Genomic DNA, 23,585 nt, shown 5'->3' with positions numbered 1-23,585 from the left:
AGGCGCAGGTATGGCTTTTCTCCTTAATGATCTGCGCGATTTGTCCAAGGCGGGCTTCGACGATCTGATCGACGCGCGCTCGCCTGCTGAATTTGCCGAGGATCACCTGCCCGGCGCCCTCAGCCTGCCGGTGCTGAACAATGAAGAACGCGCCCGGGTCGGCACCATGTACGTGCAGGAAAGCCGCTTCGGCGCCCGCAAGATGGGCGCGGCCCTGGTCATCCGCAATATCGCCGCGCATCTGGAAGGCCCGCTTGCCAACCGCGAAGGCGGCTGGCGGCCGCTGGTCTACTGTTGGCGCGGCGGCCAGCGGTCGGGCACGTTCGGCTGGCTGCTGAAAGAAATCGGCTGGCGCGCCGAAACGCTGGAGGGCGGTTATCGCAGCTATCGCCGGCTGGTGGTGCGCGCGCTGTATGACCAGCCGATTGCGCCGCCGCTGGTGGTGTTGGACGGCATGACCTGCACCGCCAAGACCGAGGTGCTGCAGCTTCTGGCGCAATCTGGCTGGCAGGTTCTGGATCTGGAGGGGCTGGCCCGGCATCGCGGCTCGATCTTCGGCGGACGGGCGGACCCGCAGCCCAGCCAGAAGGCCTTTGAAGGCGCCATCGCGCAGGCACTTTGCGGGTTCGATTCGGCCCGCCCGGTGGTGGTCGAGGCCGAAAGCTCAAAGGTTGGCAACCTGATCGTGCCGCCGCAGGTCTGGTCGGCCATGTGCGCGGCACCGCGCGTGCGGCTGGCGGCGCCCCTGGCGGCACGGGCCGACTTCTTCCTCACCGCCTATGCTGATCTACTGGCCGCCCCGGCGCGTTTCGCCGCCACCATCGGCAAGCTTCAGCGATTGCACGGGGCAGCACAGGTCGCGGCCTGGCAAGCGCAGGTGGCGGAAGGGGCCTATGGCGAGGTTGCCGCCGGGCTGATGGCGCAGCACTACGATCCGCGCTACCGGCGGTCCTCTGCGCGCCATGACCCCGCAGTGAAGGCCTGCGTGGATCTGGAAACGCTGACCCCCGAAGGATTGACCGACGCCCTGCCGCGCATCGCGGCGGCACTGGAGCAGGCAGTCAGCGCGCCGCGCGGATGATCCCTGCGGGCGCGATGCCCACCGATCCGATCTGCCGGGCCGCATGGCCCATGGCCTGCAGCCTGTCCACCGCGCCCGCTGCCGCCTCCGCAGGCACTGCGGCCAGAAAGCCGCCGCAGGTCTGCGGGTCGAACAGAAGTGCGCTGCGCGGGCCATCCCCGAACCCTTCCATCGACGGCAAGGCGTGGTCCCGGTTCGCCGTGAACAGTGACGATCGCACACCACCGGCTGCCAGCGCCTCGGCGCCCGTGTAGAGTGCCGGCCCCGCGGGATCGAGGGTCAGGCCCACACCCGAGGCGCGCGCCATCGCCAGCGCGTGACCGGCCAGCCCGAAGCCCGTCACATCGGTCATCGCATGGGCCAGCGGTGCCAGCAGTGCCGCCGCATCCGCCTGCGACCGGACCAGCGTGGCATAAAGCGCTGCCATATCCGCCCCCGCCGCCAGCCCGCGCATCTCGGCGGCCAGCAGGGTGCCGGACCCCAGCGCGCGGGTCAGGATCAGCGCGTCGCCGGGCTGCGCGCCGGACAACTCGATCGGCGGGCGGTCGCAAATCCCGGTGACCGTGAATCCCAGGCTGAGCTCGGCACCCTGCGTGGTGTGGCCCCCGGCCAGGTCGGCCCCGGCAGCGCGGAAGACGGCACTGGCAGCCTCGGTGATTTCGGACAGGGTGCGCGCCTGCATCTCGTCCCGCATGGCGGGCAGGGTCAGGCTGGCCAGCGCCACCTGCGGTGCCGCGCCCATGGCCCAGATGTCGCCAAGCGCGTGCAACGCGGTGATCTGTGCCATGCGCCAGGGATCGGGCAGCACCGCGCGCAGGTGATCGGTGGTCAGCACCTGGAACCGGCCTTCGCCCAGATCCAGGATCGCCGCGTCATCGCCGGGGCGCGAGGTCAGATCCTTGCGACCGGTTTCGGGCAGGCGGGCCAGCGCCTGGGCCAACGTCGCCGGTCCGACCTTGGCCCCGCAGCCGCCACACAGCGGCGGGCGCGACTGCACCGCCTCGCGCACCCCGGCGGCGGTGACGCGGGGCAGGGGCGGGATTTCCATCGCAGGCAGGGTCCGGAACTTCTCCATGAAGTCCTGATCGATCTTGTTCTTCAGCCGCCACAACCAGGGTGCGGCCAGGGTCACCGGGCCTTTCTCGACCAGCGCGTCCTTGCCGCCCAGCGAGATCAGCTTGAGGTAGTCGCGTTGTGGCGCATAAGTGCGGCGGCGCGACTGCCCGGTCAGATCGGCCTTGAGGTTGTCATAGAGGATCGGCGCCTCGCGCACCGCAAACACCCCGGCCTTGGGGCGGGGTGCATGGGTCAGATGGGCACAATCGCCCACCGCATAGATCAGCGGGTCGGACAGGCTGCGCAGGTCGGGGCCGACGTTGATGAAGCCGTCGGTCAGTTCCAGCCCGGTCCCGGCGATCCAGGGATGCGGCCGGGTGCCGGCGGTGCCGACGCAGAAATCGAAGGGGATCGGGCCGCCGTCGTCCAGATGCAGCGCGCCCTCGGTGACATGGGTGATGCGGCAGTTGTCGCGCAGGGCGATCCCGGCATCGGTCAGCCGATCCAGCAACAGCGCCTGGGCCCTGGGTCGCAGAAGGGCCAGCGGCGCGGCGGCCTCGACCAGCGTGACCTCGGGCGCGGCAACCCCGGCGGCGTGCAGGCGGTGGGCCATCGCCAGGGCCAGTTCGACCCCGGCCACACCGGCGCCGATGATCGCCACGCGGGCCGGGGTGCCTGTCGTCTCGGTCTGCTCGACGAACGCGGCCCAGCGGCGCGCGAAGGGGCCCAGCGGCTTGGCCGGCACGCAATGCTCGGCAAACCCCGGCAGCACCGGCATGTCCGAGGTGATGCCCACGCCGACCGAAACCAGATCATAGGCCACCGGCGCCCGCCCGGCGACATGGACCTCTTGCGCATCGCGATCGATGCCGGTGGCCGCGTCCAGGATCAGCCGCGCCCCGGCAAAACGCGCCAGCCGTACAAGGTCAATGTCCAGATCGGCGCGGTTGTAATGCCCTGCCACATGCCCCGGCAGCATGCCCGAATAGGGCGCGGTCGGGCCGGGATTGATCAGCGTCAGCCGCACGCCCGCCACCGGCGCCATGCCCCATTTGCGCAGAACCAGCGCATGGGTATGGCCGCCACCGACCAGAACAAGGTCGCGGGTCAGGGGCAGGGGCGGTGTCATCATCGGGCAATCTCCAGCGCCGGTCGCGGGATGTGGCCGGTCCGCCCCAGCGGATACGGCAATTCGCAAACGGGCAACAGGCGGCTTGCGCCAGTGTGATTCTGTCGCACTACGGGCCTTCCTCTGCCTTGGCGGGACGAAGCTGTTTATGGTTCACTGCGGGACGGAACCTGGTTCCGGAATGCCCGTGGAAGAATGGGGGAAAACCGACGTGATGAAGAATCCATACGATTTCAGCCAGATGTTCAAGATGTTCGACCCGAACGACGTGCAGAAGTATTTCGATCCGAACCGCATGTTCTCGGCGTTCGAACCGGCGAAAAGCCCGGCCTTCGACATGTCGGGTGTGTTCGACATGAACCGCAAGAACTTCGAAGCCATGGTTGACGCCAACAAGGCCGCAGCCGCTGCCTACAAGGATCTGCTGGAAAAGCAGATGGAGGTTTTCGGCCAGATGACCAGCGCGGCACGCGAACATACGGCCTGGATGGATGAGACCACCGGACCGGACGCGATTTCCAAACGCACCGAAGCCTATGGCGAGGCCGTGGAAAAGGCCCTGGTGCTGATGCGCAAGCTGGCCGACAGCGCGCGCGACGCCAACGAAGAGGCCTATACCCAGCTGAAGGGTCAGGTCGACGAGGCGATGACCGAGCTGAAGAAACCCAAGTGATCCGGACGGGCGGCGCCTTCGGGGGCCGCCCCTGCCATTGCCGCCGAGGCCAGAGAACCCCGACATGAAAGATCATGAGCTGCGCTATGCGCTCTCCAACGAGTTGCACGCGCGCCCGTTTCCGTCGCTGAAAGCGCCCAGCCGTGCGCTGTTTCTGGCGTTCAAGCGTCCCGACAACGCCGCCGCGCGGGATCGGGACGAGGATCGCGCGCATCTGCTGGATCTTCTGGACCGCTTCGGTGCCCAGCATCCGCAGCCCAACGCCACACATTATTTCGGCGCCATCGGCCTGCACATGCTGAAATGGGAAAGCCATACCGAGTTCGTGTCCTACACCCTGTTCTCGGACGGGCTGGCGGCGGTGCCCTTCACCGGGCAGGATTTCCACCTGTTTCCCGCCGACTGGCTGGAGAAAATTCCCGGCGTGCGTGTGACCTCGGCCTTGGTGCGGGTCGAAACCCTGACCCCCGAGACCGACCTGGACGGCAAGCTGGCAGAGTGGTTCGTCAATGACAGCGTCGCCTGCAGCCATGTGGTCGACGACGCGGCGATCGTGGCCAGCGACTTTCGCATCGACACGCAGGGCCATATTCGCATGGCGGTGTTTGCCCGGCCCGAAACCGGCCCGAACCGGATCGGCCGCATCGTGCAGCGCCTGTGCGAGATCGAGACCTACAAGTCGATGTCGATGCTGGGGCTGGCGATGGCCCGCGAGTTGAACCAGCACATGAACGCGGTCGAGAACGACCTGTCGACCCTGATCGCCGATATGAGCAACGAGGATCGGCCTTCGGAAAGCACGCTGAATTCGCTGCTGAAAAGCTCGGCCGACCTGGAGAACCTCTCGGCGCGGGCCAGCTTCCGCTTCGGCGCGACGCGCGCCTATGATGCGCTTGTGACCCAGCGGATCCGGGCGCTGCGTGAAGAGCGCCGGTCAGGCCAACAGACGCTGGGCGAATTCATGATGCGCCGCTTCGATCCGGCGATGCGCACCGTTACGTCCTGCGAAGCGCGGCTGACCCGGATGACCGAGCGCGCCACCCGTGCGGGGGAGTTGCTGCGCACCCGGGTCGATGTGGAACGCTCGGCCCAGAACCAGAAGCTGCTGGAAAGCATGGACCAGCGCGCCGATGTGCAATTGCGGCTGCAACAGACGGTCGAGGGGCTGTCGGTGGTGGCAATCAGCTATTACGCGATCAACCTTGCGCTCTATATCGTCGGGCCGCTGGGCTATGGGCTGGGGCTGTCCAAGACCTGGCTGGCCGCGCTGGTGACTCCGCCGGTCATCGCGTTGGTCTGGTACATGGTGGAACGGATCAAGAAGCGCTTTCACTAGGGACATCCCACGCGCCCACTGGCAACCGGGCCGCAGCGGGCCTAGATTGATCCTGAACAAGGGGGCCTGCCGTCATGCCAATCAAGAACCGTTTCTCTGAAATGCTGGGCGAGATCGCCGCCATCCGCCGCGATATTCACGCCCATCCCGAACTGATGTTCGACACCCATCGCACCGGCGCGCTGGTGGCCGAACAGTTGCGTGCCTTTGGCTGCGACACGGTGGAAGAAGGGATCGCCCGGACCGGGGTGGTGGGCGTCATCAAGGGGCGCAGCGACACGCGCGGGCGGGTCATCGGGCTGCGCGCCGACATGGATGCGCTGCCGATCCAGGAAACGACCGGGGTGGACTATGCCTCGACCGTGCCGGGGGCGATGCACGCCTGCGGCCATGACGGCCATACCGCCATGCTGCTGGGGGCGGCGAAATACCTGGCCGAGACCCGCAATTTCGACGGCACCGTGGTGGTGATCTTCCAGCCCGCCGAAGAGGGTGGCGGTGGCGGCCGGGTGATGGTCGAGGAAGGGGTGATGGACCGTTACGGCATCGACGAGGTTTACGGCATGCACAACTGGCCCGGTCAGCCCGTGGGCAGTTTCGCGATCCGGCCGGGGCCGTTCTTCGCCTCGACCGATGAATTCAACATCCGGTTGGAGGGCAAGGGCGGCCATGCCGCCAAGCCGCATGACACCGTGGATCCCATCGTTACCGCCAGCCAGATCGTGATGGCGCTGCAGACCATCGTCAGCCGCAACACCGACCCGGTGCATCAGGCGGTTGTGTCGGTGACCAGCATCGAGTCGTCCTCGAAGGCGCACAACGTGATCCCGCAGCACGTCGATCTGCGCGGCACGGTGCGCACGCTGGACGCAGGCGTGCGGGTGCAGGTGCGCGACCGGCTGATCGCGGTGGCCGAAGGCATCGCAGCCGCTGCCGGTGCGCGGGCCGTGGTTGCCTATATCGAAGGCTACCCGGTGATGGTCAATGCCGCGCGCGAAACCAAATTCGCGGCAGAAGCGGCGCGCAAGGTGTCGGGCGATTGCGGCGAGGCGCCGCTGGTCATGGGCGGCGAGGATTTCGCCTATATGCTGCAGGCCCGACCCGGCGCCTATGTTCTGGTGGGCAATGGCGATACCGCGGCGGTGCACCATCCGGACTACAACTTCAACGACGAGGCGATCCCGGCGGGCTGCTCGTGGTGGGCGGAACTGGCCGAAGCGCGCTTGCCGCTGGCCTAGGCCAGACAGCGCGATGTCCCGGCCCAACCTGCCAAGGCGCACGCGCGTCTATCAGAATCACCATCTGGACAGCACGCGCTGGGACAGGATCGATCGGCGCGCGGGCGACATCATCATCACCACGCCCTACAAATGCGGCACCACCTGGACGCAGACTATCGTGCTGCACCTGATCTTTCAGGATCTGCAACCGCGGGAACTGGGAGAGTTCTCCCCTTGGGTCGATTTCAGGCCGCCACCGATTGACGATCTTGTTGCGAAACTGGCGGCCCAGACCCACCGGCGCTGCCTGAAATCGCATCTGCCGGCGGATGGCACCGCCTTCGACACCAAAGCGCAATATCTGGTGATCGGGCGCGACCCGCGCGATGTGTTCATGTCGTTCTGGAACCACTACTCAAACTACACCGAAATGGCGCTGGCACAGCTTGCCGGGGGCGAGAACCTTGTCGGCGCGCCCCTGCCGCCCTGTGACGGGGATATCCGCCAGGGCTTTCGGGACTGGATCAGCCGGGGCTGGTTCGCGTGGGAAAACGAAGGCTATCCGTTCTGGGGCAACATGGCCCATATCCGGTCATGGTGGGCCTTCCGCGACCTGCCCAACATCCGCTTCGTGCATTTCAACGACCTGTTGGCCGACACATGCGCCGAGATTGCCGGGATCGCCGCCTATCTGAACATCGCCTGTTCCAGCGAGATGTGTCGCGACATTGCCAAAGCGGTCAGCTTCAAATCCATGCGCCGCGCCGCCACGCAGATCTCGACCGGGAACGAGGCCGTGTTCAAGGATGGCGCACGCACCTTCATCAACAAGGGCACCAACGGGCGCTGGAAGGACGTGCTGACCGGGGACGACCTGACACTTTACGATCAGGTTGCGGCGCGCGAATTGCCGCCCGATTGCCGGGACTGGCTGGAAGGGCGCGCGGCGGCGGTCTGAGCCGGGCTCAGCCGCCGGTGTGGCTCATGTGCCGGGTCATCTGGCCCGCGACTTCCTGCCGGGAATAGTCGAAATCATGGCCCTTGGGCTTGCGCGCGATGGCGGCGCGGATGGCCGCCCGCAGCGGCGCGTCGTCCTTGGGATGGTTGCGCAGCGGCTTGCGCAGATCAGCCCAGTCTTCCTGCCCCAGGCACATGTACAACTCGCCGGTGCAGGTCAGCCGCACGCGGTTGCAGCTTTCGCAGAAATTGTGGGTCAGCGGCGTGATGAACCCGATCTTCTGGCCGCTCTCTTCCAGGCGCACATAGCGGGCGGGGCCGCCGGTGCGCTCGGCCAGGTCGGTCAGCGGGCTGCGGGTGGCCAGTTGCGCCCGCACATCTTCCAGCGACCAGTATTGACCGATGCGATCCTCGTCGCCCAGATCGCCCATCGGCATGACTTCGATAAAGGTCAGATCCATGTCGCGCGCGGCGCACCAGTCCACGAGGGTGAACAATTCGTCCTCGTTGAAGCCCTTCAGCGCCACGGTGTTGATCTTGATCCGCAGCCCCGCCTTCTGGGCCGCATCGATGCCGCGCAGCACCTGGGGCAGGCGGCCCCAACGGGTGACACGGGCGAATTTCGCCTCGTCCAGCGTGTCGAGCGATACATTGATCCGCTTGATGCCGCAGGCCACCAGATCGGATGCATAACGTTCCAGTTGCGAGCCGTTGGTGGTCAGCGTCAGCTCGTCCAGTGCGCCGCTGTCCAGATGGCGCGAGATCTCGCGGAAGAAAGTCAGGATATCGCGCCGAACCAGCGGCTCGCCCCCGGTGATGCGCAGCTTGCGCACGCCAAGCCCGATGAAGGCGGTGCACATGCGATCCAGCTCCTCCAGCGTCAGAAGCTCTTTCTTCGGCAGGAAGGTCATGTTTTCGGCCATGCAATAGACGCAGCGGAAGTCGCAGCGGTCGGTGACCGAGACCCGGAGGTATGAAATCGGGCGGGCGAAGGGATCTATCAACGGGGCTGTCATGCCAAAGACGTATTGTTGATGGCCGTCTTGGGCAAGTCCTGTGTTGTATAACGTGAAGATTAACCCAGGGCTGTTTCCATCACGGCCGCCACGCGGTATCGCACGCAGGACCAACGAAGGAGTTGCCGATGCCGACCGTGGTTTTCGATCTGGATGGCACGCTTGCCGATACCTCGGGCGATCTGATCGCTGCCGCCAACACCGTGTTCCGTTCCCGGGGCCTTGGTGATCTGCTCAGCCCCGAGGCCGATCAAGCCACCGCCTTTCGCGGTGGCCGGGCGATGCTGTCGCTTGGCTTCGACCGGGCCGGGCTGGGCTATGGCGCGGCTGACATCGAGGCCGGATACCCGATCCTGCTCGAGGCTTACGGCGCGGCCATCGACACGCACAGTTGCCTGTATCCCGGCGCGGTAGAGGCCGTGACCCGGTTGCGCAGCACGGGCTATCGCACCGCCATCTGCACCAACAAGCCCGAGGGGCTGGCGCGGCAATTGCTCGATCGTCTGGGGGTGGCCGATTTGTTCGACGCGCTGGTGGGGGCCGACACCTATCCGGTGCGCAAGCCCGACCCGCTGCCGTTCCGGGAATCGGTGCGTCTGGCCGGCGGCGATCCGGCGCGCGCGGTGCTGATCGGCGATACCGAGACCGACCGCGACACCGCGCGGGCGGCCGGCATTCCCTGCATTCTGGTGACCTTTGGCCCGGACGGCATGGCGGTGTCCGATCTTGCGCCCGAGGCGTTGTTGAACGGCTATGGCGATCTGGAAACGGTGCTGGCGCCGCTTCTTCCCGCCCCAGCGTAAGCGCGGCCAACCCTTGACCGACCCGGCCGCATGGGCGAGCGTTCTGCCATGACCGAAATCTTCACCGGCAATTTCACCCAGCAAACCCCGATCCCCGAGGCCGCGCAGCAGGCGGCGCTGCGGGTCATGCAATCGGGGCGGCTGCACCGCTACAACCTTGTGGGCGCGGAACCGGGCGAGGTGGGGCTGCTGGAACAGGAATACGCCGCCTGGCAGGGCGCGCGCTATTGTCTGGCGGTGGCCTCGGGCGGGGCGGCAATGGCGCTGGCGCTGCGGGCTGCAGGCGTGCAGCCGGGCGAGGCGGTGCTGACCAACGCCTTCACCCTGGCGCCGGTGCCGGGTGCCGTGGCTGCCGTCGGTGCCCGCCCGGTGTACGTCGAAGTGACCGGGGACCTGGTGATCGATCTGGACGATCTGTCCGCCAAGATCGGGCAGGCGCGGGTGCTGCTGCTGTCGCATATGCGCGGCCATCTGGGCGACATGGACCGGCTGATGCAGATCTGCGACGCCGCCGGGGTCACGGTGATCGAGGATTGCGCCCACACCATGGGGGCGCGCTGGAACAGCGTGCGCTCGGGCCAGCATGGCCGCGTGGCCTGTTTCTCGACCCAGACCTACAAGCACATGAACTCGGGCGAGGGTGGCTTTCTGACCAGCGACGATGCGACCCTGATGGCCCGCGCCACGATCCTGTCGGGGGCTTATATGTTCTTCGACCGGCACCCGGCGGGACCATCGCGCGATGCCTATCCCGACAACCCGGCCGAAATCCCCAACATGTCGTGCCGCATGGACAACCTGCGCGCCGCACTTCTGCGCCCGCAGCTGGCTACGCTGGATGCCAGTTGTGCTGATTGGAACGCGCGCTATGGCAGGGTGGAAGACGGCTTGCGAAACACCCCCGGCCTGACCCTGATCGCCCGTCCCGAGGCCGAGGCCTATGTCGGCTCATCGATCCAGTTCCGCCTGCCGGACTGGCCGCCCGAGGCCATCGCGGCGGTCTTGTCCCGCTGCAAGGCGCGGGGGGTGGAGTTGAAATGGTTCGGCGCACCGCAACCCACGGGCTTCACGTCGCGATATGAGCACTGGAGCTATTCCGATCCCGTCCGGCAACCGGCAACGGATCGGATACTGGCGGGGCTTCTGGACATGCGCCTGCCCCTGACCTTCAGCCTTGACGATTGCACCCTGATTGCCCGCATCATCCGCGATGAGGTGATCGCGGTGCAATCCACCGCCCGCCATCCCCTTGAACCCACAGCCCCGTGAGGTCGCCCATGCGCTCCCCCCTAGCCCTTGCCGCCCTTCTGGCCGGTCTTGCCGTCCCAGCCCATGCCGATGCCGTGGGCGACCTGCGCGCCTGCGTCGAGGCCAGCGATCTGCGAGACGATCAGCAAGACTGTGTCGAAACGGTCTACGCAGCCTGTTCCGAGGCCAGCGGCGATAGCTCCACCGCCGGAGACGTCGAATGTCTGGGAAAGGAAATCGAGGCCTGGGAGGCGCTTTTGAACGCCTATTGGCCCGAGGTGCAGGCGCTGGCCGAGGCGCAGGATGCGCAGGATGCCGGGGCCGAGGGCGGCTACAGCGCGCGCTTGCTGGAAGCGCAGCGGGCCTGGGTGGATTATCGTGATGCCGAGTGTGCCTGGCAGTATCAGCGCTTCAGCTCGGGCACGATCCGAAGCCTCATCGGTGCCGACTGCAAGCTGGGCATGACCGCGGACCGGGTGCTGGACTTCCGGGAATGGTTGGCTGACGCGCCGTGACGCGGTTCAGCCGTTCTTGGACATTTCCAAAGCCGTGGCGCGGGTCTCGGTGGTGCGCCGGGTCCAGCCCTTCTTGAAGGTGTCCCAGGTTTTCAGGCTGCGGTAATGCTCCATCCGGCCGTCGCTGAACGCGTTGATGATGTGTTCGGCCTCCAGCGTCTTTGCGGCGCCCACGGTGATCGGGCCGACCTGACCGTCCTGTTCCACATGCACCAGCTTCTGCAACAGCTTGGCTGACCGCCGAACCCCAGCGTTCACGCCGAAATCGAAGGCCACCAGATCCACCCCGGCGGGCAGGCCGTCACAGCTCAGCGCGTTCCAGTAGTTGGCCCGGTAGATCTCTCCGGCTTCCTCGCGGGTCAGGTCGCGCACGTCGTCCTTGGTGACCGGCTGACCACGCCATGCTGCCAGCGTCTTGTGGGTGATGCCCATGTTGGTGGCGCCGCCCGGATCCTCGGGATGATCTGCATAGCCACCTTCGTGCATGAAGATGATGTCCAGGCATTTGACGAACTGGCGCGCGTCCTTGGCCTTGGGGCCGCCTGCGGCCGCAGCCATGACCGGAGCCGGGTTCGCCGCGGCAGACATGCGCTGGATCAGGTCGGCCGTCTGCCTGTTCTGCGCATCCACCATCGCCTGCGTGGCCCGCACATTGTCCTTCTGGATCTGTGCAACGGTGTTTTGCGCCTGCGCCGCGTTGATGTCCTTTTTCTGGGATCCGTTCGAGGATCCCAGCCAGAAGCTGATAACCGTGGCAAAGCCCGCTGTCAGCGCGCCCACGGCGATGTTGAGGATCTGCAGGATCAACTGTCCCGCGCCCTCGGTGGCGTTGGCGGTGCCGTTCTTCACCAGGAACACCAGCGAGATCAGGGTCACGAAGAACCCCACCACCACCACCGTCGACACCAGCACCGGACCCCAGGCCAGATAGCTGCCCGACTTGTTCAGATCCACCATGGTGGATCGCGCGTCCTGCTTGTCGTCCAGACGCTTTTCAAGTTCGTCCAGCTGCCCGGCGCGCTGTTCCGACGCCGCCTGGATATCCAGGCGCAGCTTTTCAAGCTGGGCCTGGCGCAACAGCTCCTGCGCCTCCTGATCGGCCTTGTCAGCGGCGGCTTCGATTTCGGCCAGCCGCAGGCGCAACTCGCCCGACAGCTGCGGATCTTCCGACCGCAGGGCGGCTTCCTGCGGATCGTCCGTGTTCAGCACCTCGCGTACGACGGTCTCTACAAGATCCTGGGTTTCGGGTCTGGAACCTCGCGTCAGGCGCTTGGCCAGTCCGGGAAGCATATTGACGGCAATTCCGAGTAGCGGGCTCATGGGACCTCCGGGCGCAGCCTGTTAACCACTGTGGGTTTCACATCGTAACCGAGTCAACGTCAGGTGTTGCGGGCTTGCCCTGGGCTGCGCACGGCGAGTCGCGCGGGGATATTGGTTCAAGGTCCTGCGTCATTACGGCGCTAAGCACCAAGGTCGAACGACAAGGTATTGATTAATAGTGATTTTAGCTGGATATCCATTTGGGTGGCGAGTTGACCGCCCCGATGGGGGGGAGTAAGTCCAAGGCCACAACGGTCGTAAAAGCTACGCGGGAGGCAATCCGGTATGGACGAACTGCTTCGAGAGTACCTGCCCATCCTTGTTTTTCTGGGCATTGCCGTGGCACTAGGTCTGGTCCTGATCCTGGCCGCCGCCCTGCTGGCGGTGCAGAATCCCGACCCCGAAAAGGTCAGCGCCTATGAATGCGGCTTCAACGCATTCGACGATGCGCGCATGAAATTCGATGTCCGCTTCTACCTGGTCGCGATCCTGTTCATCATCTTCGACCTGGAAGTGGCATTTCTGTTCCCCTGGGCGGTGGCCTTCAAGGACATCTCGATGGTGGGGTTCTGGTCGATGATTGTGTTCCTTGCGGTTCTGACCATCGGCTTTGCCTATGAATGGAAGAAGGGGGCGCTCGAATGGGAGTGAGCACCGCAGCCAACGCCGCGGGCCCGGACCGCGAAGTCGCCACGCAGGGCCTGAACAAGGAACTGCAAGACAAGGGTTTCCTGCTGACCTCGACCGAGGACATCATCAACTGGGCGCGCACCGGCTCGCTGCACTGGATGACCTTCGGGCTGGCCTGCTGCGCCGTCGAGATGATGCACACCGCCATGCCGCGCTATGACATGGAGCGGTTCGGCACAGCGCCGCGTGCCTCGCCGCGCCAGTCCGACCTGATGATCGTCGCGGGCACGCTGACCAACAAGATGGCCCCGGCGCTGCGCAAGGTCTATGACCAGATGCCCGAGCCACGCTACGTGGTGTCCATGGGCTCCTGCGCCAATGGCGGCGGCTATTATCACTACAGCTATTCCGTCGTGCGTGGCTGCGACCGCGTGGTGCCGGTGGATGTCTATGTGCCGGGCTGCCCGCCCACGGCCGAGGCGCTGCTGTATGGCATCCTGCAGTTGCAGCGGAAGATCCGCCGCACCGGCACCCTTATCCGCTAACCGCGCATCGCCCAGAGGACCAAGGACATGACCGAACAGCTTCAGGAACTGGCGGCGCATATCGAGCTGGCACGCCCCGATTGCGTGGTCAGCACCGAGATCGCCTTCGACGAACTGACCGTGACCGTGACCCCGGCCTCGCTGCTGGCCTTCTGCGACTATCTTAAGACCGACCAGACCTGCCGCTTCTCGTCGCTGGTGGACATTACCGCCGTGGATTATCCCGCGCGCGACAAGCGGTTCGACGTGGTCTACCACTTCCTGTCGATGTACCAGAACCAGCGGATCCGCGTACGGTTCGCCGTGCGCGAGGATCAGATGGTGCCCTCGCTGGTGTCGGTCTATCCGGCGGCGAACTGGTTCGAGCGTGAAGTTTTCGACATGTTCGGGCTGATCTTTTCCGGCCACCCCGACATGCGCCGCCTGCTGACCGACTACGGGTTCCGCGGCCATCCGCTGCGCAAGGACTTTCCGACCACCGGATACACCGAAGTGCGCTACGACGAAGAGAAAAAGCGCGTGGTCTACGAGCCGGTGAACCTGGTGCAGGAATACCGCCAGTTCGACTTCATGTCGCCCTGGGAAGGGGCCGAATACATCCTTCCCGGCGACGAGAAGAAAGGCGCCTGATGAAGCCCGGTCTCCAGATAGGCGCCCGCGCCAGCTTCAGCCGGGTGATCCGCCCGGAAGAGGTGGTGCCGCGGCTGTTCCCCGATGCGCGGGTCATGGATGACATGCCCGAAGTGCTGTCCAGCGCCTATATGATCGGCCTGTTCGAATGGGCCTGCGTCGAACAGCTGGCGCCGTTCTACGAAGACGGCGAATGCTCGCTGGGCACCGCCTTCGATCTGACCCATTGCGCACCGACCCCGCCGGGGCTGACGGTCACGGTGGACACCGAGGTGCAGTCGATCGACGGCAATTTCATCTGGTTCAAGGTGCGCGGCCACGATGGTCACGACCTGATCGGCGAGGGCCGGCACCTGCGCGGCCTGATCGGGAAAGAGCGTTTCGAAAAACGCGTCGCCGCCAAGCGTCCGGGGGAGGGTGCCTGATGCAGATGCTCTGGTTCCTGGTGCTCAGCGCGCTGACCATCGTGCCGCTTTTCAAACTGCTGCCCCACTACCGGGTGAACCCGTATTGGGCGTTGACGGCGCTGATCCCCTTCGGGCTGATCGTGCTGCTTTGGGTGATGGCCGCCCGGGCCGAAGACTAGGAGAGGGCGAGGACATGGACGGAACGAATTTCGACGACGCCCAGACAGGCGAACAGAAGATCCGCAATTTCAACATCAACTTCGGGCCGCAACACCCCGCGGCCCACGGCGTGCTGCGCCTGGTGCTGGAACTGGACGGCGAGATCGTCGAACGCTGCGATCCCCACATCGGCCTGCTGCATCGCGGCACCGAAAAGCTGATGGAAAGCCGCACCTACCTGCAGAACCTGCCGTATTTCGACCGCCTCGATTACGTGGCGCCGATGAACCAGGAACATGCCTGGTGCCTGGCGATCGAGAAACTGACCGGCACCGTGGTGCCGCGCCGGGGCTCGCTGATCCGGGTGCTCTACTCTGAGATCGGCCGCATCCTGAACCACCTGCTGAACGTGACCACGCAAGCCATGGACGTGGGCGCGCTGACGCCGCCGCTCTGGGGTTTCGAGGAACGCGAAAAGCTCATGGTGTTCTACGAGCGGGCCTGTGGCGCCCGCTTGCACGCGGCCTATTTCCGCCCCGGCGGCGTGCACCAGGATCTGCCGCCCGAACTGATCGAGGATATCGACACCTGGGCCGATGAATTCCCGCGCGTGCTGGACGACATCGACGGTCTGCTGACCGAGAACCGCATTTTCAAGCAACGCAACGCCGACATCTGCATCGTAACCGAACAGGATATCCTCGACTGGGGGTTCTCGGGCGTCATGGTGCGCGGCTCGGGCCTGCCCTGGGACCTGCGCCGCAGCCAGCCCTATGAATGCTATGACGAGTTCGACTTCCAGATCGCCATCGGCAAGAACGGCGATTGCTACGACCGCTACCTCGTCCGCATGGCCGAAATGCGCGAAAGCCTGAAGATCATCAAGCAGGCCTGCGAAAAGCTGCGCAACGAGCCCGGCGAGGTCATGGCCCGCGGCAAGCTGGCGCCGCCGAAACGCGGCGACATGAAGACCTCGATGGAAGCGCTGATCCATCACTTCAAACTCTATACCGAAGGCTTCCACGTGCCCGAGGGCGAGGTCTATGCCGCCGTCGAAGCGCCCAAGGGCGAATTCGGGGTCTACCTTGTAGCCGATGGCACCAACAAGCCCTACCGCTCCAAGATCCGCGCGCCGGGGTTCCTGCACCTGCAGGCGATGGACTACATGGCCAGCGGCCACCAGCTGGCCGATGTGGCCGCCATCATCGGCTCGCTCGACGTGGTGTTCGGGGAGATCGATCGCTGATGCGCGCCGTCCTGCCCCTTCTTCTTGGCCAAAACACTCCCGCCGGAGGCGTCCCCCGCGGCCGCGCAGCCTCCCGCCCGATTCCGAAGGACCGCGTCTGACATGCTTCGTCGTCTTCATCCCGACCAGCCCGACAGTTTCGCCTTCACCCCTGCCAACCAGGCCTGGGCCGAGGCGCAGATCACCAAGTTCCCCGAAGGCCGTCAGGCTTCGGCGATCATTCCGCTTCTGTGGCGTGCCCAGGAGCAGGAAGGCTGGCTGACCCGCCCGGCGATCGAACATGTGGCGGACTTTCTGGGCATGGCCTACATCCGGGCGCTCGAAGTCGCGACCTTCTACTTCATGTTCCAGTTGCAGCCGGTCGGCTCGGTGGCGCATGTGCAGGTCTGCGGCACCCTGTCGTGCATGATCTGCGGGGCCGAGGATCTGATCGCCGTCTGCAAGGACAAGATCGCCCCCAACGCCCATGAGTTGTCCGAAGATGGCAAGCTCAGCTGGGAAGAGGTCGAATGCCTCGGCTCTTGCGCCAACGCGCCCGTGGCCCAGATCGGCAAGGACTATTACGAAGATCTGACCGCCGAGAGCTTCGCCGCACTGCTGGACGACCTGCGCGCGGGCAAGGTGCCGGTGCCGGGTCCGCAGAATGGCCGCTATGCGTCGGAGCCGCTCAAGGGCCTGACCTCGCTGACCGCACACGAGGCCGACAAGCTGCCCGCCAATGCGTCTGTCGCGCTGGCCACGGACATCGGCGATACGGTGAGACGCATCGACGGCACCGAGGTGCCCCTGCGCGCCCCCTGGAGCGACCGCGAATTCAAGCTGCCCACCCCCAGCGCCCCGATCCCGGCGCCCGCCGCTGATCCGCAGGTCGGCGACAAGCCGGCGCTGCTGACCGGTGCGCGCGACACCGGCGCGGATGATCTGAAGAAAATCAAGGGCATCGGCCCGAAACTGGAAAACGCGCTGAACGAGATCGGCGTCTACCATTTCGACCAGATCGCCAGCTGGACCGAGTCCGAGGTTGCCTGGGTGGACGAGAACCTGATCGCCTTCAAGGGCCGTGTCTCGCGCGATGATTGGGTCGCGCAGGCGAAAGAACTGATCAAGGACGCGGATGGCTGACAAGGAGCACGACACCGACCGGCATCTGGCCCGCCAATCGCGCCTCGTGGCGCTGGTGATTGCGGGCACCATGCTGCTCTGGATGGGGGCCCAACTGCTGGGTCCGATCCTGGGACTGCCGGATCGTTATGTGTTCCTGTTCGATTTCGCGGCGATGGCGGGGCTCATCTGGGCGCTCGTCGTGACGACACAGATCTGGCGTGCGCGCCGGGCCGCCCGAAGCGGCGGGAAGTAAGGAGACGGCAATGCTGAAAGATGAAGATCGCATCTTTACCAATCTCTACGGCATGCATGACCGCAGCCTGAAGGGCGCGCAGGCGCGGGGCCATTGGGATGGCACCGCGGGCATCCTTGAAAAGGGCCGCGACTGGATCGTCGACCAGATGAAATCCAGCGGCCTGCGCGGACGCGGTGGCGCGGGCTTTCCCACCGGTCTGAAATGGTCCTTCATGCCCAAGGAAAGCGATGGCCGCCCGCATTACCTTGTGGTCAATGCCGACGAATCCGAGCCCGGCACCTGCAAGGATCGCGAGATCATGCGCCACGATCCGCACACGCTGGTCGAAGGCTGCCTGATCGCCTCGTTCGCGATGGGCGCCCATGCGGCCTATATCTACATCCGGGGCGAATACATCCGCGAACGCGAAGCCCTGCAGAACGCCATCGACGAGGCCTATGACGCGGGCCTTCTGGGCAAGAACGCGGCTGGTTCGGGCTGGGATTTCGACCTCTATCTCTCGCACGGCGCTGGCGCCTATATCTGCGGCGAGGAAACGGCGCTGATCGAAAGCCTTGAAGGCAAGAAGGGCATGCCCCGGATGAAACCGCCGTTCCCGGCAGGCGCGGGCCTTTACGGCTGCCCGACCACGGTGAACAACGTCGAATCCATCGCCGTCGTGCCAACCATCCTGCGCCGTGGCCCGGAATGGTTCGCGGGCTTTGGCCGCACCAACAACGCGGGCACCAAGCTTTATGCAATCTCGGGCCATGTGAACAATCCCTGCGTCGTCGAAGAGGCCATGTCGATCCCCTTCGAGGAGCTGATCGAAAAACATTGCGGCGGCATCCGCGGCGGCTGGGACAACCTGCTGGCGGTGATTCCCGGCGGATCCTCGGTGCCCTGTGTACGCGGCGAGAACATGCGCGACGCGATCATGGATTTCGACGCGTTGAAGGAAAAAGGCTCCAGCCTTGGCACCGCGGCGGTGATCGTGATGGACAAGGAAACCGACATCATCAAGGCGATCTGGCGTCTGGCCAAGTTCTACAAGCACGAAAGCTGCGGCCAGTGCACGCCTTGTCGCGAAGGCACGGGCTGGATGATGCGGGTGATGGAGCGCCTGGTGAGGGGCGAGGCCGAGGTCGAAGAGATCGACATGCTGTTCGAGGTCACCAAGCAGGTCGAGGGTCACACGATCTGCGCCCTTGGCGACGCGGCGGCCTGGCCGATCCAGGGCCTGATCCGCAATTTCCGCGACGAGATCGAAGATCGCATCAAGGCACAGAAATCCGGCCGGCTGAGTGCCGTGGCGGCCGAGTGATCCGCGCCGCCCACATATCGCGCGCGGCCCTGCCGCCTGTCCGCGACCCGGTTCGGGTCGCGCGACCCGTGTGGTGCGGGGGCCTGTCATGACGCAGCAGCATCTTGCCGAGCTGAACATCGGGCGTCTTCTGGCGCCCACCGATGATCCGCGTGTGGCCGATTTCATGACTGCGCTGGACCGGGTCAACGGTTTGGGCAAACGCTCGCCGGGATTTGTCTGGATGATGGAAGGCTCGGGCGAACCGGGCACCGGCAACACCGAGACCAGCATCGGCGATGACCCGCAGTTCGTGACCAACCTGACCGTCTGGCAGGACGCACCCAGCCTTGAGCATTTCGTGTTCAACACCGTGCACCGGCAGTTCTATGAGCGCCGCGCCGAGTGGTTCGAGATCCTCGGACAACAGCATTTCGTCATGTGGTGGGTGCCTGCGGGGCATCACCCGACACTGGAAGAGGCTCTGGCCCGGCTGGAGCACAAGGAAACCCATGGGGACAGCGACCACGCGTTCGGCTGGTCCCATCTGAAAGACGCCAAGCTGTGGAAATCCCGCGGCTGTGCGCCCATCGCAGCGGAGTAAGCGGATGAGTGACCTGCGCAAGATCATCATCGACGACCGGGAGGTCGAGGTCGATCCGGCCATGACCCTGATCCAGGCTTGTGAGCAGGCCGGCATCGAAGTGCCGCGCTTCTGCTATCACGAGCGCCTGTCGATCGCGGGCAACTGCCGCATGTGCCTTGTCGAGGTTGTGGGCGGTCCGCCCAAGCCGGCGGCCTCCTGCGCGATGCAGGTCAAGGATCTGCGTCCCGGTCCCGAGGGCGCGCCGCCTGTGGTGAAAACCAACTCGCCGATGGTCAAGAAGGCCCGCGAAGGGGTGATGGAGTTCCTGCTCATCAACCACCCGCTGGACTGCCCGATCTGCGACCAGGGCGGCGAATGCGACCTTCAGGATCAGGCCATGGCTTACGGCGTGGATTTCTCGCGGTTCCGCGAGCCCAAGCGCGCCTCCACCGATCTGGATCTCGGCCCGCTGGTCGAAACGCATATGACACGCTGCATCTCCTGCACCCGCTGCGTGCGCTTCACCACCGAGGTGGCCGGCATCAGCCAGATGGGCCAGACCGGGCGCGGCGAGGATTCCGAGATCACCTCGTACCTGGGCGAAACGCTGGATTCGAACCTTCAGGGCAACATCATCGACCTGTGCCCGGTGGGCGCGCTGGTGTCGAAACCCTATGCCTTCACCGCCCGCCCGTGGGAGTTGACCAAGACCGAAAGCATCGACGTGATGGACGCGCTAGGCAGCAACATCCGCGTCGATACCAAGGGCCGGGAAGTGATGCGCTTCCTGCCGCGCAACCATGATGGCGTGAACGAGGAATGGCTGAGCGACAAGTCGCGCTTCGTCTGGGACGGGCTGCGCCGCCAGCGTCTGGACACGCCGTACATTCGTGAAAACGGCAAGCTGCGCAAAGCCGGTTGGGATGAAGCCCTGACCGCCGTGGCTGCCGCGATGAAGGGCAAGAAGGTTGCGGGCCTTGTGGGCGATCTGGCCCCGGTCGAAGCGGTCTTCGCGCTCAAGCAGTTGATCGAAGGGCAGGGCGGCACCGTCGAATGCCGCACCGATGGCGCGCGTCTGCCCGCCGACAACCGGTCGGCCTATGTGGGCACCGCCCGGATCGAGGACATCGACACCGCCAAGGCGATCATGCTGATCGGCACCAACCCGCGCGACGAAGCGCCGGTGCTGAACGCGCGCATCCGCAAGGCCTGGCTGGCCGGTGCCAAGGTGGGGGTGATCGGGGAAGCCGTCAATCTGACCTATGACTACGCGCATCTGGGCACGGGCCGCGACGGTCTGATGGGCCTGATGGACGAAGACCATTCCGGCGCCATCGGCAAGGACACCGTGGTCATCATCGGGCAGGGCGCGCTGCGCGAAGCCGATGGGGCTGCCGTACTGGCGCAGGCGATGAAATTCGCCGAAACCACCGAGTCGAAATTCCTGGTGCTGCACACCGCCGCCGCCCGCGTCGGTGCGCTGGATGTGGGTGCCGTGACCGAGGGTGGTCTGCTGGCCGCCATCGACGGGGCCGAGGTGATCTACAACCTGGGTGCCGATGAGGTCGACATCGATGCCGGACCTTTCGTGATCTACCAGGGCAGCCACGGCGACCGGGGCGCGCATCGCGCCGACGTGATCCTGCCGGGGGCCGCCTGGACCGAGGAATCGGGCCTGTTCGTGAACACCGAGGGCCGCCCGCAATTGGCCGCCCGCGCCAGTTTCCCGCCGGGACAGGCGAAAGAGAACTGGGCGATCCTGCGCGCCCTGTCGGCGCAGCTTGGCGCGACGCTGCCCTATGACAGCCTGGCACAACTGCGCCAGCACCTGGTCAAGGACGTACCGCATCTGAAGAAGATCGACACCGTGCCGGAAAACGACTGGGTTCTGCCCGAACTGGACACCCCCGCATCGGCCGATTTCCGCAATGCGATCAAGGATCACTACCTGACAAACCCGATCGCCCGCGCCTCGGCCCTGATGGCCGAACTCAGCGCGGCGGCCAAGGCGCGGGGCGCGTCGTCCCTGGCGGCGGAGTGACCCAGATGCCGCGTTTCGAACTCCCGCGACATACTCGCACAAGCGCCCTTGTGGCGGCTGGCTTTGAGGTCGCAAAAGCTGTTTACCACGAGGCATCCGCGTGCCGCGCCGCTGCCCTGACCCCGGAGGTGACCACCGATGGATGACTTCTTTTCGACCAACGCCGGGATTGCGGTGATCATCGTGGCCCAGTGCCTTGCAGTGCTTGGTTTCGTGATGATTTCGCTGCTGTTTCTGGTCTATGGCGACCGCAAGATCTGGGCCGCCGTGCAGATGCGGCGCGGGCCCAATGTGGTTGGCGCCTTCGGCCTGCTGCAGACCGTGGCCGATGCCCTGAAATACGTGGTCAAGGAAATCGTCGTGCCCGCCGGGGCCGACCGCACGGTGTTCATGCTGGCGCCGATGACCAGCTTCGTGCTGGCCATGCTGGCCTGGGCCGTCATTCCCTTCACCGACAATTGGGTGCTGGCCGATCTGAATGTGGCGATCCTGTTCGTCTTCGCGGTGTCCTCGCTTGAGGTTTACGGCGTGATCATGGGCGGCTGGGCCTCGAACTCGAAGTACCCGTTCCTGGGCTCGCTGCGCTCTGCCGCGCAGATGATCTCCTACGAGGTGTCGATCGGCCTGATCATCATCGGGGTGATCATCTCGACCGGCTCGATGAATTTTGGCGATATCGTGGCGGCGCAGGATGGCAGCTTCGGCTTCTTCAACTGGTACTGGCTGCCGCATCTGCCGATGGCGGTGATCTTCTTCATCTCGTGCCTTGCGGAAACCAACCGCCCGCCCTTCGACCTTCCCGAAGCGGAATCCGAACTGGTGGCGGGCTATCAGGTCGAATACTCCTCGACCCCGTTCCTGCTGTTCATGGCCGGCGAATACATCGCCATCTTCCTGATGTGCGCCCTGAACTCGCTGCTGTTCTTCGGCGGCTGGCTGTCGCCCATTCCGGGCCTGCCCGACGGGGCGCTGTGGATGGTCGGCAAAATGGCGATCTTCTTCTTCCTCTTCGCTATGGTGAAGGCCATCGTGCCGCGCTACCGCTATGACCAGCTGATGCGCCTGGGCTGGAAAGTGTTCCTGCCGCTGTCGCTGGGCTGGGTCGTCCTTGTGGCGTTCTTCGCGAAATTCGAACTTTTCGGCGGCGCCTATGCCCGCTGGGTTGTGGGAGGCTGAGATGTCGTCAATCGACTGGACCCGCGCCGGCAAGTATTTCCTGCTCAAGGATTTCCTTGTGGGCATGAAGCTGGGGCTGAAGTACTTCTTCGCGCCCAAGGCCACCCTGAACTATCCGCATGAAAAAGGCCCGCTCAGCCCGCGGTTTCGCGGCGAGCACGCGCTGCGCCGCTATCCCAACGGGGAAGAGCGTTGCATCGCCTGCAAGCTGTGCGAGGCGATCTGCCCGGCGCAGGCCATCACCATCGATGCCGAACCACGCGAGGACGGCTCGCGCCGGACCACGCGTTATGACATCGACATGACCAAATGCATCTACTGCGGCTTCTGCCAGGAAGCCTGTCCGGTGGATGCCATCGTTGAAGGCCCGAACTTCGAGTTCGCCACTGAAACCCGCGAAGAGCTGTACTACGACAAGGACAAGCTGCTCGCCAACGGCGAACGCTGGGAGGCCGAGATTGCGCGCAATCTCGAACTCGACGCGCCCTATCGCTGAGCCGAAGGAAGGATCCGACCATGACCGTCGCTGATATCGCATTCTACGGCTTCGCCCTGTCCGTCATCACCGGCGGGCTGTTCACCGTCATTTCGAAAAACCCGGTGCATTCGGTGCTGTGGCTGATCCTGGCGTTCCTCAGCGCGGCGGGGCTGTTCGTCCTGCTGGGCGCGGAATTCGTCGCCATGCTGCTGATCATCGTCTACGTCGGCGCGGTGGCCGTGCTGTTCCTGTTCGTGGTGATGATGCTGGACGTGGATTTTGCCGAGCTGAAGGCCGAGATGGCGAAATACATGCCGCTGGCGTTGCTGATCGGGGTGGTGATCCTGATGCAACTGGCGCTGGCCTTCGGGGTCTGGGAAACGGCAGATAATGCCGAAGCTCTGCGCGCCAACGTCGCCCCGGCGATCGAGGACATGCACAACACCGAAGCCCTGGGCCTGCTGATCTATGACAAGTATTTCCTGCTGTTCCAACTGGCGGGCCTGATCCTGCTGGTCGCCATGGTCGGCGCCATCATGCTGACCCTGCGCCATCGCCCGAACATCAAGCGTCAGGACGTTCTGGCCCAGATGTACCGCGACCCGGCCAAGGCGCTGGAGCTGAAGGACATGAAACCGGGGCAGGGGCTGTAACGCCAATGCCCGCCGCCTGAAACCCGGCGGACCGAAGA

At 65.1% G+C, this 23,585-nt stretch carries 25 protein-coding genes; 22 read left to right on the top strand and 3 right to left on the bottom strand.

All coding sequences use genetic code 11. The features are described 5' to 3' along the window. Window positions 1-10: 10 nt before the first annotated feature. Window positions 11-1,081 carry a tRNA 2-selenouridine(34) synthase MnmH gene (gene mnmH / locus H8B03_RS10960; protein ID WP_193141785.1) on the top strand — a complete coding sequence of 357 codons (1,071 nt, stop codon included), beginning with the start codon at window positions 11-13 and terminating at the stop codon, window positions 1,079-1,081. On the opposite strand, the gene selD is transcribed toward mnmH, so the two are convergent. Further along, a complete protein-coding gene (gene selD, locus H8B03_RS10955) occupies window positions 1,062-3,269 on the bottom strand; it encodes a selenide, water dikinase SelD (RefSeq protein WP_193141784.1) in 2,208 nt (735 codons plus the stop codon). The genes mnmH and selD overlap by 20 nt on opposite strands. A 211-nt stretch (window positions 3,270-3,480) precedes the next feature. On the opposite strand from selD, the gene H8B03_RS10950 reads away from it, so the two are divergent. From H8B03_RS10950 to H8B03_RS10935, 4 genes are all read left to right on the top strand, one after another. Beyond that, entirely contained in the window at window positions 3,481-3,939 is a 459-nt protein-coding gene (locus H8B03_RS10950; RefSeq protein WP_226925871.1) for a phasin family protein, read from the top strand. A 64-nt stretch (window positions 3,940-4,003) separates the two neighbouring features. After that, a complete protein-coding gene (locus H8B03_RS10945; protein WP_193141782.1) occupies window positions 4,004-5,275 on the top strand; it encodes a DUF3422 family protein in 1,272 nt (423 codons plus the stop codon). Window positions 5,276-5,349: 74 nt separating this feature from the next. Next, window positions 5,350-6,513 (top strand): M20 aminoacylase family protein, encoded by a 1,164-nt coding sequence (locus H8B03_RS10940; RefSeq protein ID WP_193141781.1) that lies wholly within the window; start codon window positions 5,350-5,352, stop codon window positions 6,511-6,513. Window positions 6,514-6,526: 13 nt separating this feature from the next. After that, entirely contained in the window at window positions 6,527-7,453 is a 927-nt protein-coding gene (locus H8B03_RS10935; protein WP_193141780.1) for a sulfotransferase domain-containing protein, read from the top strand. Between the two features lie 7 nt (window positions 7,454-7,460). Here H8B03_RS10935 and moaA read toward each other — a convergent pair whose 3' ends face one another. Beyond that, window positions 7,461-8,468: a GTP 3',8-cyclase MoaA gene (moaA, locus tag H8B03_RS10930; RefSeq protein WP_193141779.1), complete on the bottom strand. Its 1,008-nt coding sequence runs from the start codon at window positions 8,466-8,468 to the stop codon at window positions 7,461-7,463. Window positions 8,469-8,596: 128 nt separating this feature from the next. Between moaA and H8B03_RS10925 the strand changes: the two genes are divergently transcribed. The 3 genes from H8B03_RS10925 to H8B03_RS10915 are packed head-to-tail and all read left to right on the top strand — an operon-like array spanning window position 8,597 to window position 11,034. Further along, window positions 8,597-9,271: an HAD-IA family hydrolase gene (locus H8B03_RS10925; RefSeq protein ID WP_193141778.1), complete on the top strand. Its 675-nt coding sequence runs from the start codon at window positions 8,597-8,599 to the stop codon at window positions 9,269-9,271. A 48-nt stretch (window positions 9,272-9,319) separates the two neighbouring features. Further along, a complete protein-coding gene (locus H8B03_RS10920; protein ID WP_193141777.1) occupies window positions 9,320-10,540 on the top strand; it encodes a DegT/DnrJ/EryC1/StrS aminotransferase family protein in 1,221 nt (406 codons plus the stop codon). A gap of 8 nt (window positions 10,541-10,548) precedes the next feature. Then, complete coding sequence (locus tag H8B03_RS10915) at window positions 10,549-11,034, top strand: lysozyme inhibitor LprI family protein (RefSeq protein ID WP_193141776.1); 486 nt, start codon at window positions 10,549-10,551, stop codon at window positions 11,032-11,034. 6 nt (window positions 11,035-11,040) lie between these two features. Here the strand turns inward: H8B03_RS10915 and H8B03_RS10910 are convergent, their stop codons facing one another. Beyond that, entirely contained in the window at window positions 11,041-12,354 is a 1,314-nt protein-coding gene (locus H8B03_RS10910; RefSeq protein ID WP_193141775.1) for a glycoside hydrolase family 108 protein, read from the bottom strand. A 285-nt stretch (window positions 12,355-12,639) separates the two neighbouring features. On the opposite strand from H8B03_RS10910, the gene H8B03_RS10905 reads away from it, so the two are divergent. The 14 genes from H8B03_RS10905 (at window position 12,640) to H8B03_RS10840 (ending at window position 23,547) form a co-directional block, all read left to right on the top strand. Then, window positions 12,640-13,005, top strand: a complete 366-nt coding sequence (locus tag H8B03_RS10905) for an NADH-quinone oxidoreductase subunit A (protein WP_193141774.1) — start codon at window positions 12,640-12,642, stop codon at window positions 13,003-13,005. Further along, entirely contained in the window at window positions 12,996-13,529 is a 534-nt protein-coding gene (locus H8B03_RS10900; protein WP_193141773.1) for an NADH-quinone oxidoreductase subunit B family protein, read from the top strand. The genes H8B03_RS10905 and H8B03_RS10900 overlap by 10 nt, the downstream gene beginning before the upstream one ends. Window positions 13,530-13,556: 27 nt before the next feature. Continuing rightward, window positions 13,557-14,159 carry an NADH-quinone oxidoreductase subunit C gene (locus H8B03_RS10895; protein WP_193141772.1) on the top strand — a complete coding sequence of 201 codons (603 nt, stop codon included), beginning with the start codon at window positions 13,557-13,559 and terminating at the stop codon, window positions 14,157-14,159. Beyond that, entirely contained in the window at window positions 14,159-14,584 is a 426-nt protein-coding gene (locus H8B03_RS10890; RefSeq protein ID WP_193141771.1) for a thioesterase family protein, read from the top strand. The genes H8B03_RS10895 and H8B03_RS10890 overlap by 1 nt, the downstream gene beginning before the upstream one ends. Beyond that, window positions 14,584-14,745, top strand: a complete 162-nt coding sequence (locus H8B03_RS10885; RefSeq protein WP_193141770.1) for a hypothetical protein — start codon at window positions 14,584-14,586, stop codon at window positions 14,743-14,745. The genes H8B03_RS10890 and H8B03_RS10885 overlap by 1 nt, the downstream gene beginning before the upstream one ends. A 14-nt stretch (window positions 14,746-14,759) precedes the next feature. Then, window positions 14,760-15,971: an NADH-quinone oxidoreductase subunit D gene (locus H8B03_RS10880; RefSeq protein WP_193141769.1), complete on the top strand. Its 1,212-nt coding sequence runs from the start codon at window positions 14,760-14,762 to the stop codon at window positions 15,969-15,971. Between the two features lie 102 nt (window positions 15,972-16,073). After that, window positions 16,074-17,093: an NADH-quinone oxidoreductase subunit NuoE gene (gene nuoE, locus H8B03_RS10875; RefSeq protein WP_193141768.1), complete on the top strand. Its 1,020-nt coding sequence runs from the start codon at window positions 16,074-16,076 to the stop codon at window positions 17,091-17,093. Beyond that, window positions 17,086-17,328, top strand: coding sequence for a DUF5337 domain-containing protein (locus tag H8B03_RS10870; protein ID WP_193141767.1), 243 nt, complete (start codon window positions 17,086-17,088; stop codon window positions 17,326-17,328). The genes nuoE and H8B03_RS10870 overlap by 8 nt, the downstream gene beginning before the upstream one ends. 10 nt (window positions 17,329-17,338) lie before the next feature. Continuing rightward, the gene (gene nuoF / locus H8B03_RS10865) at window positions 17,339-18,634 is read left to right on the top strand and encodes an NADH-quinone oxidoreductase subunit NuoF (protein ID WP_193141766.1); all 1,296 of its coding nucleotides are present in this window, start codon (window positions 17,339-17,341) and stop codon (window positions 18,632-18,634) included. 88 nt (window positions 18,635-18,722) lie between these two features. Then, entirely contained in the window at window positions 18,723-19,217 is a 495-nt protein-coding gene (locus tag H8B03_RS10860) for a DUF3291 domain-containing protein (protein WP_193141765.1), read from the top strand. A 4-nt stretch (window positions 19,218-19,221) separates the two neighbouring features. Next, window positions 19,222-21,240 carry an NADH-quinone oxidoreductase subunit NuoG gene (gene nuoG, locus H8B03_RS10855; RefSeq protein WP_193141764.1) on the top strand — a complete coding sequence of 673 codons (2,019 nt, stop codon included), beginning with the start codon at window positions 19,222-19,224 and terminating at the stop codon, window positions 21,238-21,240. A 138-nt stretch (window positions 21,241-21,378) separates the two neighbouring features. Further along, window positions 21,379-22,416, top strand: a complete 1,038-nt coding sequence (gene nuoH, locus H8B03_RS10850) for an NADH-quinone oxidoreductase subunit NuoH (RefSeq protein ID WP_193141763.1) — start codon at window positions 21,379-21,381, stop codon at window positions 22,414-22,416. 1 nt (window position 22,417) lies between these two features. Then, a complete protein-coding gene (nuoI, locus tag H8B03_RS10845) occupies window positions 22,418-22,912 on the top strand; it encodes an NADH-quinone oxidoreductase subunit NuoI (RefSeq protein WP_193141762.1) in 495 nt (164 codons plus the stop codon). Window positions 22,913-22,932: 20 nt separating this feature from the next. Beyond that, window positions 22,933-23,547, top strand: coding sequence for an NADH-quinone oxidoreductase subunit J (locus H8B03_RS10840; protein WP_193141761.1), 615 nt, complete (start codon window positions 22,933-22,935; stop codon window positions 23,545-23,547). Window positions 23,548-23,585: the final 38 nt, after the last annotated feature.

Source organism: Meridianimarinicoccus sp. MJW13 (genome assembly GCF_014901205.1).
In the GTDB taxonomy this organism is placed as follows: Bacteria; Pseudomonadota; Alphaproteobacteria; order Rhodobacterales; family Rhodobacteraceae; genus Meridianimarinicoccus.
This window is presented reverse-complemented; position numbering and strand designations above follow the sequence as displayed.

Excerpts from the sequence above, each read along its gene's own strand:
- mnmH (WP_193141785.1), top strand. The coding sequence starts at position 11 with ATGGCTTTTCTCCTTAATGATCTGCGCGATTTGTCCAAGGCGGGCTTC.
- selD (WP_193141784.1), bottom strand. The coding sequence starts at position 3,269 with ATGATGACACCGCCCCTGCCCCTGACCCGCGACCTTGTTCTGGTCGGT.
- H8B03_RS10950 (WP_226925871.1), top strand. The coding sequence starts at position 3,481 with ATGAAGAATCCATACGATTTCAGCCAGATGTTCAAGATGTTCGACCCG.
- H8B03_RS10945 (WP_193141782.1), top strand. The coding sequence starts at position 4,004 with ATGAAAGATCATGAGCTGCGCTATGCGCTCTCCAACGAGTTGCACGCG.
- H8B03_RS10940 (WP_193141781.1), top strand. The coding sequence starts at position 5,350 with ATGCCAATCAAGAACCGTTTCTCTGAAATGCTGGGCGAGATCGCCGCC.
- H8B03_RS10935 (WP_193141780.1), top strand. The coding sequence starts at position 6,527 with ATGTCCCGGCCCAACCTGCCAAGGCGCACGCGCGTCTATCAGAATCAC.
- moaA (WP_193141779.1), bottom strand. The coding sequence starts at position 8,468 with ATGACAGCCCCGTTGATAGATCCCTTCGCCCGCCCGATTTCATACCTC.
- H8B03_RS10925 (WP_193141778.1), top strand. The coding sequence starts at position 8,597 with ATGCCGACCGTGGTTTTCGATCTGGATGGCACGCTTGCCGATACCTCG.
- H8B03_RS10920 (WP_193141777.1), top strand. The coding sequence starts at position 9,320 with ATGACCGAAATCTTCACCGGCAATTTCACCCAGCAAACCCCGATCCCC.
- H8B03_RS10915 (WP_193141776.1), top strand. The coding sequence starts at position 10,549 with ATGCGCTCCCCCCTAGCCCTTGCCGCCCTTCTGGCCGGTCTTGCCGTC.
- H8B03_RS10910 (WP_193141775.1), bottom strand. The coding sequence starts at position 12,354 with ATGAGCCCGCTACTCGGAATTGCCGTCAATATGCTTCCCGGACTGGCC.
- H8B03_RS10905 (WP_193141774.1), top strand. The coding sequence starts at position 12,640 with ATGGACGAACTGCTTCGAGAGTACCTGCCCATCCTTGTTTTTCTGGGC.
- H8B03_RS10900 (WP_193141773.1), top strand. The coding sequence starts at position 12,996 with ATGGGAGTGAGCACCGCAGCCAACGCCGCGGGCCCGGACCGCGAAGTC.
- H8B03_RS10895 (WP_193141772.1), top strand. The coding sequence starts at position 13,557 with ATGACCGAACAGCTTCAGGAACTGGCGGCGCATATCGAGCTGGCACGC.
- H8B03_RS10890 (WP_193141771.1), top strand. The coding sequence starts at position 14,159 with ATGAAGCCCGGTCTCCAGATAGGCGCCCGCGCCAGCTTCAGCCGGGTG.
- H8B03_RS10885 (WP_193141770.1), top strand. The coding sequence starts at position 14,584 with ATGCAGATGCTCTGGTTCCTGGTGCTCAGCGCGCTGACCATCGTGCCG.
- H8B03_RS10880 (WP_193141769.1), top strand. The coding sequence starts at position 14,760 with ATGGACGGAACGAATTTCGACGACGCCCAGACAGGCGAACAGAAGATC.
- nuoE (WP_193141768.1), top strand. The coding sequence starts at position 16,074 with ATGCTTCGTCGTCTTCATCCCGACCAGCCCGACAGTTTCGCCTTCACC.
- H8B03_RS10870 (WP_193141767.1), top strand. The coding sequence starts at position 17,086 with ATGGCTGACAAGGAGCACGACACCGACCGGCATCTGGCCCGCCAATCG.
- nuoF (WP_193141766.1), top strand. The coding sequence starts at position 17,339 with ATGCTGAAAGATGAAGATCGCATCTTTACCAATCTCTACGGCATGCAT.
- H8B03_RS10860 (WP_193141765.1), top strand. The coding sequence starts at position 18,723 with ATGACGCAGCAGCATCTTGCCGAGCTGAACATCGGGCGTCTTCTGGCG.
- nuoG (WP_193141764.1), top strand. The coding sequence starts at position 19,222 with ATGAGTGACCTGCGCAAGATCATCATCGACGACCGGGAGGTCGAGGTC.
- nuoH (WP_193141763.1), top strand. The coding sequence starts at position 21,379 with ATGGATGACTTCTTTTCGACCAACGCCGGGATTGCGGTGATCATCGTG.
- nuoI (WP_193141762.1), top strand. The coding sequence starts at position 22,418 with ATGTCGTCAATCGACTGGACCCGCGCCGGCAAGTATTTCCTGCTCAAG.
- H8B03_RS10840 (WP_193141761.1), top strand. The coding sequence starts at position 22,933 with ATGACCGTCGCTGATATCGCATTCTACGGCTTCGCCCTGTCCGTCATC.